This window comes from Aeromonas sp. 30P, assembly GCF_051919805.1.
Classification (GTDB): Bacteria; Pseudomonadota; Gammaproteobacteria; order Enterobacterales; family Aeromonadaceae; genus Aeromonas; species Aeromonas veronii.
This window is the reverse complement of record NZ_JBQBEA010000001.1, coordinates 2,131,634-2,145,649: the sequence shown is the minus strand read 5'-3', so window position 1 is coordinate 2,145,649 and position 14,016 is coordinate 2,131,634. Positions and strand designations below refer to the sequence as shown.

Here is a 14,016-nt window from a genome sequence, read left to right as displayed (position 1 = left end):
TCCTCACAAGTGGCACAAAACGGGCAGTTTCGGGATGATTCAGAGATCAGCAAGCGACATGGGCATCCTGCCCGTCACTGGTCTCTTATGGGGATGACAGCCTAACAGTGAGCCTGTGGCGGCAGGTATTAGCAAAACGTCTTAGAGGAAGAGCGGAAAAGGTATTCGGTGCGAGTACGGGTAAGCGAATAGCCTCCGCCAATGGCGAAGGCTTTACCTCAATCATCGTTAGTGGCGCACCCGCCCCTGCTGGCGAAAGCAGTAGAGTTTAAGGCTGATGTCGGCGATATCGGCGGGAAGCTCCTCTCCCTGCTCGGCAAGGGGCTGGTAGAGGGATGAGAGCAGACGTTCGGCCTGCTGCGCCGTGATGATGTTGGCCTGGACGGCCGGGGTGATCCAGCTGGGTAACATTGACATATCTCCCCCTCGTTGATCCGGTGATCTCGGGTGAAGTCTTCATTTCAGGTCTTACGCAGTTGTCTGCCGACCCGTTCACCCTCTGCTTCACCCAATCAAAGCAAAATGCTTGCCGTGATCTCTTATCGGCCAACATCCGATGGGGCTGGAGCCATTTATCAACCACTTGCGTGGCCATCTCAACGAACAGAGCCCTTGTTCAAGATCTCCCTTGACCTGCCCCCGTCAGCACTTTGCCACTCTGGCATTCTGCTCACCACCCGCCTTGCAAATTGCGACTCGAATTGCTCCTTATCACACTGGCAAAGCCCGCCATGCGCCGGAAACCGGTCACTTTTAGTCCGTTGTCGCCAAAGTCAGACACTTTTTCGGGGTGACTTTTTTGACCTTGTCACCGGCTGTCGCACCCTCATCCCCCTCGCCTTGTCCGGCCAACCGGTTGTGACAAGATGGCGCCAGATTGGAACAGCCCGTATGGGTATGCAGGAGAACAACAAGATGAACAGATCCATGATGGCAGGTATCGGTATTGGCATCGCCTCGGCCCTGGCGCTCTCGGCGGCGGCCAGTGGCTCGCTCTTTACACCCCAGCCCACCTTTGCCGAGGTGATTGCCAGCAAGCCGATCACCGAGACCATCAAGACTCCCCGACAGGAGTGTCGCAACGTCACCGTGACCCACCGCAAGCCGGTACAGGATGAACACAAGATCCTCGGTACAGTGGTGGGCGCAGCGCTAGGTGGCGTGGTTGGCCACCAGTTTGGCGGCGGCAGCGGCAAGAAGGTGGCCACCGCAGCCGGGGCTGTCGCGGGTGGTTATGCCGGTAATCAGGTGCAGGGCAATATGCAGGCTGGCGATACCTACACCACCACCGAGCAGCGCTGCAAGACGGTGCAGGATACTAGCGTCAACACCATAGGTTATGACGTGACCTATCGCCTCGCCGGTCAGGAGGGGGTGATCCGCATGAAGCAAGCCCCCGGTGCCACCATTCCGGTCAAGGATGGTAAATTGGTGATCGACCAGCCAAAAGTGTGATTTCTCCTGGCGCAATTCAGCAGCAGGCCCGCCTCTTTCAAGGCGGGCCTGTGTTTTTGGGCGGCTTGTTTCCTTTCTTAAACAACGGCACTCAGGGTCATTGCGCCCAGTCAGTTACTCCTTGCAGCACTTCTTCACCGCACGCACCACGTTCTGATAGCCGGTACAGCGACAGAGGTTGCCCGACAGCCCGCGGCGGATCTCCGCCTCGGTCAGCGGACGGCGTTCGGTCTTGTCGAGCAGAGCCGCGCTCGCCATCACGAGGCCCGGGGTGCAAAAACCGCACTGCACCGCCCCCTCGTCAATAAAGGCCTGCTGCACATCGGAAAGCTCGTTACCTTTGCGTTCCCCCTCCACGGTACGAATGGATTTGCCATCGGCCCAGACCGCCAGATAGAGGCAGCTGTCGATAGCCGTGCCATCCACCCGCACGGTACAGGCGCCGCACTCACCGACACTGCACCCCTCTTTCACACTGATAAGCCCCTGCCCACGCAGGAAGTGGAGCAGCGACATGGTGGGCGGCACAGCATAGGAGTAAGGCTTGCCGTTGATCTCGCACTGGATCTCCACTGCGGGACAGCTTTGCGGTTGCATCATAGGATCTTGCCTCCGGCACGTTCGACTGCGCAGGCGACCACCCGCTGCGCCAGGGTTTTGATAAGGTGCAGGCGAAACTCCTTCTCCGCCCGCCAGGAGGAGCGCGGCGCCACATCGGCTACCACCGCCTCGGCAATGGCGGCCAGTGTGGCGCGAGTCAGCGGTTGCCCTTCGGCCGCAGCTTCCGCGTGAGGCGTGCGTACCGGTGTCGGTGCCGCCACGCCATAGGCCAGCCGCAGACTCTTGAAGTGACCATCCTCAATCTGGCAGTAGGCGGCGCAGCCGATGGTGGCGATATCCATGGCATCGCGCATGGCGTATTTGAAGTAGTGGGAGCCCACATGGGGGTGCGAGTCCAGGGCAAAGTGAAACGCCACCAGGATCTCCGCCGGTTGCAGCGCCACCTTGCCGGGGCCGGTGTGAAAACCGGCGATGGGGATGCGGCGTGTGCCGTTAGGGCCAGCAATCTCAAGCTCGGCCTCGAGCGCGACGGTAGGCGCCGCCGAGTCGGCACTGGTGGCGCCGTTGCAGATATTGCCGCCATAGGTGGCGACGTTGCGGATCTGCGGGCCGGCTATGGTGGCGGCCGCCTCGGCCAGCATCGGCAGGCGGCGCTGCACCAGTTCGTTCTCGATGAGCTCGGTAAAGGTGGTGCCGGAGCCGATGCGGATAGAACCGTCAGCCAGCTCGCTCACCCCTTTGAGTTCGGGCAAGTCGTGAATATCGACGATATGACGATAGGCGGCGTTGAGGTGATGAAGCTGGATCATCACATCGGTGCCACCGGCCAGAAGGCGCGCCTCGGGGTCGGCCTGGCGCAGGGCAACCGCCTCGGCCACGCTGTGCGCCTTGTAGTAACGGGCAATATCAAACATGGTGTTGCTCCTCCCCTGATCCCTCGCCAATCAAACCCGCCGCGACAAACTCCCGGAACAGGGTTTTGGGGGTGATGGGCAGCTCGTTGATGGCCACCCCGGTCGCCATTCGAATGGCGTTACGGATGGCGGGGCCCGGCGAGATGATGGGCGGTTCCCCCAGTGATTTGTGGCCATAGACCGACTGGGGCTCATAGGTCTGCACGAAGTCGCATTCCAGCTCGGGCAAATCCAGCATGGTGGGGAACTTGTAGTCGAGCAGGTTGGGATTGCGCACCACGCCGCTCTTGGCATCGATGATCATCTCCTCGAACAGGGACCAGCCGATCCCCATCCCCATGCCGCCATGCACCTGTCCCTCCGCCAGTTGCGGGTTGAGGATCTTGCCTGCATCGTGCAGGTTGATGATGCGATTGATGGTCACCTTGCAGAGATCGATATCAACGCTGAGATCGACAAAGGTACAGCCGAAACTGGGCGGGTTGGTGGTGGTCTTGTGGGAGACCTCGGAGGTGATCTGACCGCCGATAGTGAGGTGGTAGTAGGCGTTGACCGACACTTCGGCGACGCTGATCAGTACCTTCTCCGGCGCACCGGCCAGCACCACGTAGCCGTCGATCAGGGTGAGGGATCCCACATCCTGATGGCAGAGTTGGGCCGCCAGCGACAAAATGCGGGCCCGCAGCTGCAGCGCCGCCTGATGGATGGCTGGAGCCGCCACATAGCTCTGACGCGAGGCGAACGAGCCAGGATCGTAGGCGGTGATGTCAGTATCCTGGGTCGAGATGACCCGGATCTGCTCAAACGGAATGCCTAACGTCTGGGCCGCCATCTGGGCAAAGACAGTATCCGATCCCTGCCCTATCTCGGTGGCGCCGATCTGCAGATTGACGGTGCCATCCTGATTGAGCAGCATGCGGGCGCCGGCAATTTCGACCCCCACCGGATAGGTGTTGGAGCCGTAGCTGAAACAGGCCACCCCGATGCCGCGCCGCACCCGGCTTGCAGGATCCTGCCCCAGACACTCGGCCTTGAGTCGATCCCACTCGAACATCTCGCGGCCACGCAGCAGGCAGTCCGGCAACCCGGCGCTGTAGATGGTCTTCTGGTTGACCTGATTGACGTCCCCTTCCCGCGCCACGTTGGCGATCCGCACATCGAGCGGATCTAACCCGAGTTCAGCGCAGGCATCGTCCAGCATACACTCGAGGGCAAAAATCACCTGTGGCGCGCCGTAACCGCGCATGGCACCGGCGGTGGGCAGGTTGCTGTAGAAGGTTTTGGCGTCATAGCCAAAGGCGCTGCGCGGATAGAGGTAGCTGATCTTGTTGCCACCGGCGCTGGCGATGGAGTGGCCATGAGAGGCATAGCCGCCGGTGTTGGAGAGTACGTCGAGCTGATAGCCCTTGAGGGTGCCATCGCGGTTGAGGCCAATCTTGCCATCGATGGCAAAGCCGTGGCGGGTGCGGGAGGCAAAAAAGCACTCCTCCCGGCTCAGAGTCACCTTGACCGGTACGCCGCCGAGCTTGTAGCTCAAAAACGCCGCCATCGGCTCTTCCAGCACATCCTGCTTGTTGCCAAAACCGCCGCCCATATAGGGCTTGATCACCCGCACGCTCGACCAGGGCAGACCGAGGGACTTGGCCACCCGGCTGCGCACAATCTGGGGGATCTGGGTACTGCTGACGACGATGATGTGGTCCGGTTGATCCATGTAGGCGTAGCAGGTCACCGTCTCCAGATGGCAGTGCTGTACCACAGGTGTCCGGTAGTGTGCCTGAAACTGCAGATCGGCCGCCGCAATGGCCTGCTCCGGGTCATTGGCGCGAAGCTGGCTTTGACGCAGCAGATTGCCGCTCGGGTGGATGGGATAGGCACCGTCGGCCAGCGCACTTTCGGCATCCGTCATCACCGGCAGCGGCTCGTAAGTCACCTTGACCAGCGCGGCAGCCTTCTCGGCCACCAGCGGATCGCGGGCTACGACTATGGCGACCCCATCGCCAAAGTGGCGTACATGGTCTGTGAGCAGACGGCGGTCTTTCACATCACGTTTCGCCTCATCGAGAGACCAGGCGTGACCGGCGGTACGAAAACAGGTGGTGGGCACATCTTCATGGGTAAATACGGCTTCGACCCCGTGCAGGGCCAGCGCCTCGGTCGCATCGATGGCAAGCACCTTGCCGTGGGCGATATTGCTGCGCACATACTTGGCGTGGCGCATCCCGAGCATGATGTTGTCATCGGTATAGCGGGCGCTGCCGGTCACCTTGGCCTCGGCATCCACCCGCTTGAGCGGTAATCCTATGGACATATGCAAGTCCTTTTTCGAATGGAAAAATCTGGAACCGGCATAAAAAACAGCAGATATGCGCCTGTTTCCCGCCATCGTCAGGAGAATGGGAAGAAGTGTGAAGGGGATCCCATCTAGCCCGCTTTTGTTGGCCCGAAGCGACAAGCCAAGGGCAGCCCCTGAGCACACGGGGCATATCGTCGGTGAAAAAAACGGCAGAGCGAGGAGAGCAAGGGTGGAAGCCTATCAATCTGGTAGGAGGATTTATCAAAATGGTATCGCGATGGCACCAGCGGCTAAGGCATGGTAACCAGCGTTGACGGTCAGAGCCCCGCAGATATAAAAATGGGGCCGCCAGAGCGACCCCAAACGGGCGGGTTATCCCTAAATAGCCCACCCCCCAGCATAAAAGAGCACCAGCGCCAGGGCGATGACCACGGTGCCGACGTTGAGCTTGTGCCACTCCTTCGAGCAGATGCGGCCGATCACCAGCGAGCTGAAGCCAAGCATGATGCCGGTCACGATGTTGCAGGTGAGCACGATAAAGACGGCGCACACCAGCCCGGACATGGCCCCGACAAAGTCATCGAAATCGAGCTTGGTGACGTTGCTCAGCATCAAGAGCCCCACATACATCAGGGCCGGTGCGGTGGCATAGGCGGGCACCAGATAGGAGAGCGGCGAGAGGAACAGCATCAGCAGGAACAGGCCGCCCACCACGGTCGCGGTCAGGCCGGTTTTGCCCCCCGCTGCCGTGCCTGCCGCCGATTCGATATAGACGGCAGCCGGCGCCGCCCCCACCAGACTGGAGAAGATGCTGCTGACCGAGTCGGCACTGAGCGCCTTGCCGCTGTTGATGATGTGACCATCCTTATCGAGCAGGTTGGCCTGCCCCGCCACGGCGCGGATGGTACCGGTGGCATCGAATACCGCCGTCATTACCAGCGCCAGCACGCTGGGCAGCACCAGCGGCGAGAGGGCCCCCATGATATCCAGACTGAAGATGAGGGACTTGCCCTGATCGTCCGAGAGGCTCGGCAGGGCAAACAGCCCCTGATACTTCACCGCCGGATCGAAAATCAGGCCGAAGATGGAGATGGCGATGATCACCAGCAGGATCCCCCCCGGCACTCTCAGCTTCTCCAGCCCGAAGATCACCGCAAGGCCGATCAGGGACATGATGACCGGCATGGAGGTGAAGGCCCCCAGCGCCACCGGCAGCCCCTCCAGCGGGTTCTTGATCACCAGCCCCACCCCGTTGGCGGCGATAAGCAGCAAGAAGAGACCAATCCCGATGCCGGTACCGTGGGCAATTCCCATCGGCAGGTTGTCGAGGATCCAGCTACGCACCCCGGTCACCGAGATGGCGGTAAACAGCACCCCCATCAGGAAGACGGCCCCCAACGCCACCGGAATGGGGATCTGCTGCCCCAGCACCAGACTGAATGCAGTAAATGCCGTGAGGGAAATAGCGCAACCGATGGCCATCGGCAGCTTGGCCCAGAGCCCCATCAAGAGCGAACCGAACCCCGCCACCAGACAGGTGGCGACAAACACGGCGCCGGGAGGAAAGCCCGCCTTGCCGAGCATGCTCGGCACCACGATCACCGAGTAGACCATGGCAAGGAAGGTGGTGAGGCCCGCCAGCACCTCCTGTCTGACGTTGCTGCCCCGCTCGCTGATCATAAAGTAGCGATCAAGAGCCGTGAGCGGCTGTTGCTTTGCTGCGCTCTGGCTGGCGTCATCATTGGCCAGCTGTTCCACGCTGTTTGTCCTGCTGTTTGCTTGGGTCATACCCAACTCCTTCACACGCGCCTGAATGTTCCATGACGAAATGGCGACAGGATCTGCGGGTCTGCCGAGCGCCAGTCTGATGAGAAACAGGCGATGGCGGCAGAGGATGCGACAGACAGACCAGGGCTGGCGGCCTTGACTCAAACGTTTGCCTTGCTGGTCAAAAAAACCGGGCCATTTCACGTTCTATGCGGGGAGATCCCCTGTGGTGCGGCAAGACTGGCGCCCCTGTGGAGCACGCCAGCCGCCGTATTCGTTGGGGCTGCACCGCGGCAGCCCACTACAAGCCCTACCCCCGTTCATGCACCAGTTGGCCATCCACATAGGTGCGGTAGATGGATCTGTCATCCCCCAGGGTCAACAGTACAAAGAGCTTGTCCCGCAGGGTGGTGGAGTTGTCATAACGCAGTTGCTGCAGCGGGGTGGCGACCGGGTCGAGCACCACGAAGTCCGCCTCCTTGCCCACCGCAAAGCTGCCGATCTTCTCGTCCAGCCCCAGCGAATGGGCGCCGCCCAGGGTCGCCAGATAGAAGGCCTGATAGGCCGAGAGCCGCTCGCCCTGCAGTTGCATCACCTTGTAGGCCTCGTTGAGGGTCTGCAGCATGTTGAAGGTGGTGCCGGCGCCGATGTCGGTGCCCATCCCCACCTTCACCTGCTTGCGCCACGCCTTGTGCAACTTGAACAGACCACTGCCGAGATAAAGATTCGAGGTGGGACAAAACGCGATGGTGGAGCCGGTCTCCTTCAGGCAATCCCACTCCTGCTCTTCCAGATGGACGCAGTGGGCAAACACGCAGTTGTGGCCGGTGAGGCCGTGCTGGTGATAGACATCGAGATAACCCTTGTGCGCCGGGAAGAGGGATTTGACCCAGGCGATCTCGTCCTTGTTTTCGCACAGATGGGTGTGCAGATAGGTGGTGGGAAACTCCTCGCGCAGTCGCCGCGCCATCGTCAGCTGCTCGGGTGTCGAGGTGGGTGCAAATCGTGGTGTGATGGCATAGAGCAGTCGACCATTGCCGTGCCAGCGCTCGATAAGCTGCTTGCTCTGCACATAGCTGCTCTCGGCGGTATCAAGCAGATAGTCGGGCGCATTGCGATCCATCATCACCTTGCCCGCGATCATCCGCATATTGATGCGGCTGGCCGCCTCGAACAGGGCATCCACCGACTCGGGGTGCACTGTGCCGAACACCAGCGCCGTGGTGGTGCCGTTTCGCAGCAACTGCTTGATAAAGAAGGTGGACATCTCGCGGGCATACTCGAGATCGTTGTAACGCCGCTCGGCCGGGAAGGTGTGGCGGTTGAGCCACTCCAGCAGTTGCTCGCCATAGGCTCCCACCATCTCGCTCTGGGGATAGTGAATGTGGGTATCGACAAAGCCAGGCACTATCATCTTGCCGCGATAATCCCGCACCCGCACTTCGGCCGGAATGCGATCCTTCCCCTCCTCCCACTCACCGAACCAGTCGATGCAGCCGTTGCGAATGATCAGCAGACCATCCTCGATAAGACGGGCGTTGGACTCAATCTCCTCGGGCTGATCCACCACCCGGGTGATATCGAAGAAGCTGCCGCGTACCGCTTTGACAGAGTTGTCGTTTTTCATAACCGTTTCCCTGTTTTTCTTGTTCTGTTGACGTTTTTGCCGGTTTAACCGTCAGATCCGTTCCACCTGTGGCGCCACCGCCTCCCCGGGTACTGGCTCTGGTGAACCCTCACCCTTGCTGGCCGATGGCTGGCCCGCACTGCGGGCGGTAAAGATCACATCCGGCTTGTCGCTCAGCTGGATCACCTCCACCGCCTCGGCATCCCTGACGGCCGCCTTGCGTTTGCGGCTCTGTGGCAACACCAAATTCATGATGATGGCGGTGATGCCGCCGGCGCAGATGGGGTTCTCCACCAGCATGTAGATACCCGCCGGCAGCACCTTGAAGACGTTCGGGTCATAGGAGACACCAAGCCCAAGACCCAGGGAGGTGGCGACAATCAGGGTCTCCCGCCGATCGAAGCCGTGGCTGATGATGATGCGACCACCGGCGATTGCGATCATGGAGAACATGATGACCATGGCGCCCCCCATCACAGGTGACGGTATGGTGGTAAAGAAGCGCCCCACCACCGGGAAAAGCCCCAGCAGCACCAGAATGACGGCGATAAACTTGCCCACATGGCGTGACGCCACTCCGGTCATCTGGATGACGCCGTTGTTCTGGGCAAAGGTGGTGAGTGGCAAAGAGCCGAGGGCAGAGGCGATCACCGACACCAACCCATCAGCCAACACGCCGCCGGAGAGCCGTTTTTGAAATTCAGGCCCCTGAATATCCCGGTGGGAGACCATGGCGGTGGCGGTGATGTCCCCCACCGCCTCCAGCACGCTCAACAGATAGATGGTGCCCGCCAGCATAAAGGCGTGAAAATCGAAGGAGAAACCGTACTTGAACGGGATCGGCACCGTAATAAGCGGCAGGTTCTCAAGGGCGGAGAAATCCACCATACCGAGCATCAGGGCCACCGCATAACCCACCAGCAGGCCGATTGCAATGCCGCTCATCCGCAGCAGCGGGCTTCGGCTGCAGTTGAAGGCGATGATGACGCAGAGCACCAAGAGCCCCAGCCCGATGTTCTCGTATTTGCCAAAGGTGCCGCTGCTCATGGCGGAGAAGCCGCCGCCAAAGTCGATGATCCCCACCTTGATAAGGCTCAGACCAATCATCAGCACCACTACCCCGCTCACGGTCGGGGTGATCACCCGCTTGAGGTAGGGCAGCACAAAGGAGGAGCCCATCACCAGAAAGGCACCGACAAAGGAGACCCCGAGCAGAGTCGAGACGATCAGCTCCTCGTGGATGCCATCTTTTTTCATGGCGCCGCCGAGCGCGATCATCACGGTGACGAAGGAGAAGTTGACCGACTGGATGGAGAGCAGCCCAGACCCGATGGGGCCATAACGGTTTACCTGCAGCCAGGTGCCGATACCGGAGGCGATCATCGCCATGGAGACCAGATAGGCGGTGGTCTCGGTGGAGAGACCCAGGGCGCCGCCGACGATCAGCGCCGGGGTTACCATAGGAACAAAAATGGCCAGCAGATGGGTCACTGCACCCATCAGGGTTTGATAAAACGGGGGGTTGTCTTCCAGCTCGTAAATGAGATCCGAGTGCTTGCGTGTTGTTTTAGACATCGTGTTTGTCCCATCACACAGAATGTAGGCGGAGTACTCATTCCGCCGTCAGGCGCTGGGGGCGAGCTGGCGCCCGCCCCTCACCTTTTCTTTTGTTATGCCGACACGTTTTGCTCCAGCTTGCCCAGTTCGCGCAGGATCTGCTCCGGCGTGAAGTGCCACTTGCGCAGCCAGACACCGCAGGCGTCGTGGATGGCGGTAGCGATGGCGGGCGCCGCCCCGTTCACCCCGATCTCCGAGATGGACTTGGCGCCGTAGGGGCCAACCTTGTCATCACTCGGTACCAGGAAGGCCCGGAAGTCGCGCGGAATGTCGCCAATCTTGGGCGCACCATAGCTCTTCAGATCCCGGGTGAGCGGGATGCCCTTGCCGTCGTAGCAGATCTCTTCGGTCATGGTGTGGCCGATGGCCCGCATGGTCGCCCCGTAGATCTGGCCGAGGGCCAGCTCCGGGTTGATGGGGGTGCCGCAGTCGAGCAGGGCGTAGAACTTGTCGAGGCGGATCTGGCCGGTTCTGACGTTGACCGCCACCTCGGCGAAGTTGGCCCCATACGGGAAGGCAAGCTCAGAGGTGATGTAGCTGGCAGTGCCCACCAGAATGCCGAAGCCGGTACCTGTCTCCGCCTTGTGGGCCAGCTTGGCGAGGGTCACCTCCCCCTGCTTGCCGCGCACGATCCCCGGGTGAACCAGCTCTACGTCTTCGACCGGCTCGCCCAGCATGGCGGCGCCGTGGAACAGGATCTTCGCCTTGAGGTTCTCGGCCGCCATCTTGGCCGCATTGCCGGAGAAGCAGGTGCCTGACGAGGCGTAAGCCCCCTTGTCGAACAGGGCGTGGTCGGTGTCGCCAGAGATCACATGCACATCGCTGAGAGGGCAACCGAGCACCTCGGCGGTCAGCTTGGCCACCACGGTATCGAGGCCGGTGCCGATATCGGCGCCACCGGAGTGGACGATAAAGGTGCCGTCCGATTCCAGCTTGACCATGCAGTTGGCCTGATCGATATCCGGGATCCCCGATTTTTGCATGATGATGGCGACGCCACGGCCGATGCGCCAATCCCCGTCGGCGGGTTTGGGGCTATCCCAGGCAATCAGTTCGCGACCCTGTTTGAGGATGGGTTCGAGGGCGCAGCTGGCGGCGTGGGGCACAGAAGTGGGCATCTTGCCCTCGCCGATGGCACCCAGCACCTTGAGGATATCCCCTTCGTGCACCCGGTTGTGCTCCACCATGTCGAGCTGATCGATCCCCAGTTTCTCGGCCAGTTCGGCAATGGCCATGGTCAGGGCGAAGTTGCCCTTGGGCGCGCCATAACCCTGATAGGCGCCGGTCGGACAGATGTTGCTGTAGTAGGTGTTGACGGTAAAGCGCACGTTGTCGCACGGATAGAGCGGCAGGGAGAGCGCCGGGCCGTTACTTGGCACCGTCAATGAGTGGTTGCCGTAAGGGCCGGTGTTGGCACGAAAATCCATGTCGATGGCGGTGATGGTGCCATCTTTTTTGGCCCCCACTTTCACCTTCACCTTGGCCACGTGGCGGGAGGTGTTGCTGATGAACTCCTCTTCACGGGTGTAGCGGAAGGTGACCGGACGGCCGGTGACCTTGGTCGCCCAGGCGCACACCTCTTCCAGCAGGATGTCCTGCTTGGAGCCAAAACCGCCCCCTACCCGCTCCTTGATCACGTGCACCTGATGTTGCTTGAGGCCAACGATACGCGCCACCTGACGGCGCACGTGCCACGGCACCTGGGTGGATGCATGAATGACCAGACGATCCCCATCCATGTAGGTGAAGCAGATGTGCGGCTCGGTCGGGCACTGCTGGGCCTGGGTCGATTCGTAGGTGCGTTCGATAATCTCGTCCGCCTCTGCAAAGCCCTTGGCTACATCGCCGATCTGGCCATGGACGCTGGCGGCCAGGTTCTCGTGCGGACGGGAACCGATGGGGAAGTTGATGATCATGTGCTCGTCGCCGCGACGCACCGAGCAGGCGTTCTGCTGCTCGAGATCCGCCGGCGCACCGGCCATGTAGACGATGGGCTCGTCGTGCACGAGAGGAGCATTGGGGGCCATCGCCTCATCGATGTTCATGACCGCTGGCAGCACCTGATACTCGACATCGATGAGTTTCAGGGCTGCCAATGCGATGGCTTCGCTCTCGGCTACCACAGCGGCAACACGATCACCGACATGGCGCACCTTGCGGCTGAACATGCGGCGATCGAGCGGTGATGGCTCGGGCGCACTCTGGCCACCCGGGGTGTAAAACACATCCGGGCAGTTGAGGTGGGTGATGACATGCACGACGCCCGGCAGCGCTTCGGCGCGGCTCACGTCGAGTTTGGTGATCACCGCATGAGGATGGGGACTGCGCAGCATCTTGATGATCAGCGCATCCTCGGTAACCCTGTCCTCCACGTAGCAGGGCTTGGCCTGCACCATTTTGGCGGCGTCCACTTTCGGGCAGCTCTTGCCGATATGGCGCAGATCGTCGCGAAATTCCGGGGCGATCTGGCACAGGTAATCGGGATCCTTCATCCGTGAACAGGCAAGCTCGATGGCCTGATAAAACTGCTGATAACCGCCATCGCGGTGAAACAGGCCCGAGAGGGCATCGTCGATTTGATCACGGGTGGGCTCGGGATGGCGATCAAGCAGGTCGGTGACGATGAGCGCGGCAGCCGGATCGTTGTAGCCGGACTGCACCACGCCCACATCCACCATTGCCTGCTGCACCAGACTGAGCTGGTTCCAGCTGCCCAGCGACTCGGCGGTGCGCACTTCTGATCCATCCAGCTGGGCGGCGATCAGCAGGGAGGCGTTGATCACCTTGCCGTTGAAGAGAATGGCGTCGGAGCCGGCGAAGCCGTCGTCGCTGTTGCGCACCGAGTGCATCCGGCACTGGTTGAACAGCACCCGCTGGGCATTGTCACCGGCCTTGCAGATGACGGTGCGCAGGGCACCGTTCAGGGTAAAGTTGAGTTCCATCATGCTTGCACCTCCTGCTGCTGGCAATCCACCAGCAGATCCGCCACCACTACACCGGTGATATACCGCTTGTAACTCACGCTTCCCGCCAGATCCTCACGGGGCGCAATCAGCTCGCTCACGGCGGCTTCCAGCGCGGCATCGTGCAGTTCGCGGCGCTCCAGATCCCGCAGACGCATCGGCTGCGGGGTAACGCCAGCGACGGCCACCCGCATCTCGCCAATGCTGTCGAGGGCCACGGCTGCGGTCATCACCGCCAAGCCATCGGCATTGCGGCTGATGCGGCGAGTGGCGCAGCGCAGTTCGGGCTCCGGCAGCACAACTCCGAGCACCAGGGCATTGCGCTGCCCCGCCAGATAGGCGTCGATGGGTTGCAACAGGTTGTTCTCCAGCACCACCACGGCTTCGAGCACCAGCAACACCGGCAGCAAGGGGGAGTCCTGCTGCTGGCAAGCAATTTCACCGCCAATGGTGGCCTGATTGCGCAGATGGCGGGAGTAGACAAACCCCAGCGCGTCGCACAGGGCGGCCGGGGTACGGGGATCATCTTTCAGGGTCTGCAGGGTGACGGTGGCGCCGATATGGAGCTGGCCGTGCTGCTGCTCAATCTGGTTCAGTCCCAGCTTGTCCAGCGAGATAGCGACCTTCTTGTCGGTGCGAGTCGGGGCTGCGTTGAGCTTGCTGCCGCCCCCCATGTAGACGGCGTCGTTGCCAAAGCGGGCCTTGAGTTCCAAAGCCTGACCCAGTTGCTCGGGTCGGAAGAATTGCTCAATCATGTGTCGTCCTTACTCTTGCTGCCCGCCGCCGGGAAAATCCACAGGGCGGGCAATCCAGTCC

The 14,016-nt window shown here is 61.2% G+C and carries 10 protein-coding genes; 1 reads left to right on the top strand and 9 read right to left on the bottom strand.

Annotation, left to right across the window (positions count from 1 at the left end; all coding sequences use genetic code 11):
• Nucleotides 1-228 precede the first annotated feature (228 nt).
• Nucleotides 229-417 (bottom strand): hypothetical protein, encoded by a 189-nt coding sequence (locus ACTG2B_RS09910; RefSeq protein ID WP_439995631.1) that lies wholly within the window; start codon nucleotides 415-417, stop codon nucleotides 229-231.
• A 498-nt stretch (nucleotides 418-915) separates the two neighbouring features.
• Here ACTG2B_RS09910 and ACTG2B_RS09905 point away from each other — a divergent pair, with 498 nt between their 5' ends.
• A complete protein-coding gene (locus tag ACTG2B_RS09905) occupies nucleotides 916-1,455 on the top strand; it encodes a glycine zipper 2TM domain-containing protein (protein WP_026035120.1) in 540 nt (179 codons plus the stop codon).
• A gap of 114 nt (nucleotides 1,456-1,569) precedes the next feature.
• On the opposite strand, the gene xdhC is transcribed toward ACTG2B_RS09905, so the two are convergent.
• From xdhC to ygfM, 8 genes are all read right to left on the bottom strand, one after another.
• Complete coding sequence (gene xdhC, locus ACTG2B_RS09900) at nucleotides 1,570-2,055, bottom strand: xanthine dehydrogenase iron sulfur-binding subunit XdhC (protein ID WP_439995630.1); 486 nt, start codon at nucleotides 2,053-2,055, stop codon at nucleotides 1,570-1,572.
• The gene (xdhB, locus tag ACTG2B_RS09895) at nucleotides 2,052-2,930 is read right to left on the bottom strand and encodes a xanthine dehydrogenase FAD-binding subunit XdhB (protein ID WP_439995628.1); all 879 of its coding nucleotides are present in this window, start codon (nucleotides 2,928-2,930) and stop codon (nucleotides 2,052-2,054) included. Before xdhB ends, xdhC begins: the two co-directional genes overlap by 4 nt.
• Complete coding sequence (xdhA, locus tag ACTG2B_RS09890; RefSeq protein ID WP_439995627.1) at nucleotides 2,923-5,241, bottom strand: xanthine dehydrogenase molybdenum-binding subunit XdhA; 2,319 nt, start codon at nucleotides 5,239-5,241, stop codon at nucleotides 2,923-2,925. Before xdhA ends, xdhB begins: the two co-directional genes overlap by 8 nt.
• Nucleotides 5,242-5,604: 363 nt before the next feature.
• Nucleotides 5,605-6,906: an NCS2 family permease gene (locus ACTG2B_RS09885; protein ID WP_180343373.1), complete on the bottom strand. Its 1,302-nt coding sequence runs from the start codon at nucleotides 6,904-6,906 to the stop codon at nucleotides 5,605-5,607.
• A 397-nt stretch (nucleotides 6,907-7,303) separates the two neighbouring features.
• The gene (gene guaD / locus ACTG2B_RS09880) at nucleotides 7,304-8,620 is read right to left on the bottom strand and encodes a guanine deaminase (protein WP_123173123.1); all 1,317 of its coding nucleotides are present in this window, start codon (nucleotides 8,618-8,620) and stop codon (nucleotides 7,304-7,306) included.
• Between the two features lie 51 nt (nucleotides 8,621-8,671).
• Nucleotides 8,672-10,195, bottom strand: coding sequence for a nucleobase:cation symporter-2 family protein (locus ACTG2B_RS09875; protein WP_439995625.1), 1,524 nt, complete (start codon nucleotides 10,193-10,195; stop codon nucleotides 8,672-8,674).
• A 95-nt stretch (nucleotides 10,196-10,290) separates the two neighbouring features.
• Nucleotides 10,291-13,182, bottom strand: a complete 2,892-nt coding sequence (locus tag ACTG2B_RS09870) for a molybdopterin-dependent oxidoreductase Mo/Fe-S-binding subunit (RefSeq protein WP_439995624.1) — start codon at nucleotides 13,180-13,182, stop codon at nucleotides 10,291-10,293.
• The gene (gene ygfM, locus ACTG2B_RS09865; RefSeq protein WP_439995623.1) at nucleotides 13,179-13,955 is read right to left on the bottom strand and encodes a molybdopterin-dependent oxidoreductase FAD-binding subunit; all 777 of its coding nucleotides are present in this window, start codon (nucleotides 13,953-13,955) and stop codon (nucleotides 13,179-13,181) included. The genes ACTG2B_RS09870 and ygfM overlap by 4 nt, the downstream gene beginning before the upstream one ends.
• Nucleotides 13,956-14,016 lie beyond the last annotated feature (61 nt).

Bases quoted from the DNA above. Each gene is read 5' to 3' on its own strand.
- guaD (WP_123173123.1), bottom strand. From the start codon at position 8,620: ATGAAAAACGACAACTCTGTCAAAGCGGTACGCGGCAGCTTCTTCGAT.
- ygfM (WP_439995623.1), bottom strand. From the start codon at position 13,955: ATGATTGAGCAATTCTTCCGACCCGAGCAACTGGGTCAGGCTTTGGAA.
- ACTG2B_RS09905 (WP_026035120.1), top strand. From the start codon at position 916: ATGAACAGATCCATGATGGCAGGTATCGGTATTGGCATCGCCTCGGCC.
- xdhB (WP_439995628.1), bottom strand. From the start codon at position 2,930: ATGTTTGATATTGCCCGTTACTACAAGGCGCACAGCGTGGCCGAGGCG.
- ACTG2B_RS09885 (WP_180343373.1), bottom strand. From the start codon at position 6,906: ATGATCAGCGAGCGGGGCAGCAACGTCAGACAGGAGGTGCTGGCGGGC.
- xdhC (WP_439995630.1), bottom strand. From the start codon at position 2,055: ATGATGCAACCGCAAAGCTGTCCCGCAGTGGAGATCCAGTGCGAGATC.
- ACTG2B_RS09910 (WP_439995631.1), bottom strand. From the start codon at position 417: ATGTCAATGTTACCCAGCTGGATCACCCCGGCCGTCCAGGCCAACATC.
- xdhA (WP_439995627.1), bottom strand. From the start codon at position 5,241: ATGTCCATAGGATTACCGCTCAAGCGGGTGGATGCCGAGGCCAAGGTG.
- ACTG2B_RS09875 (WP_439995625.1), bottom strand. From the start codon at position 10,195: ATGTCTAAAACAACACGCAAGCACTCGGATCTCATTTACGAGCTGGAA.
- ACTG2B_RS09870 (WP_439995624.1), bottom strand. From the start codon at position 13,182: ATGATGGAACTCAACTTTACCCTGAACGGTGCCCTGCGCACCGTCATC.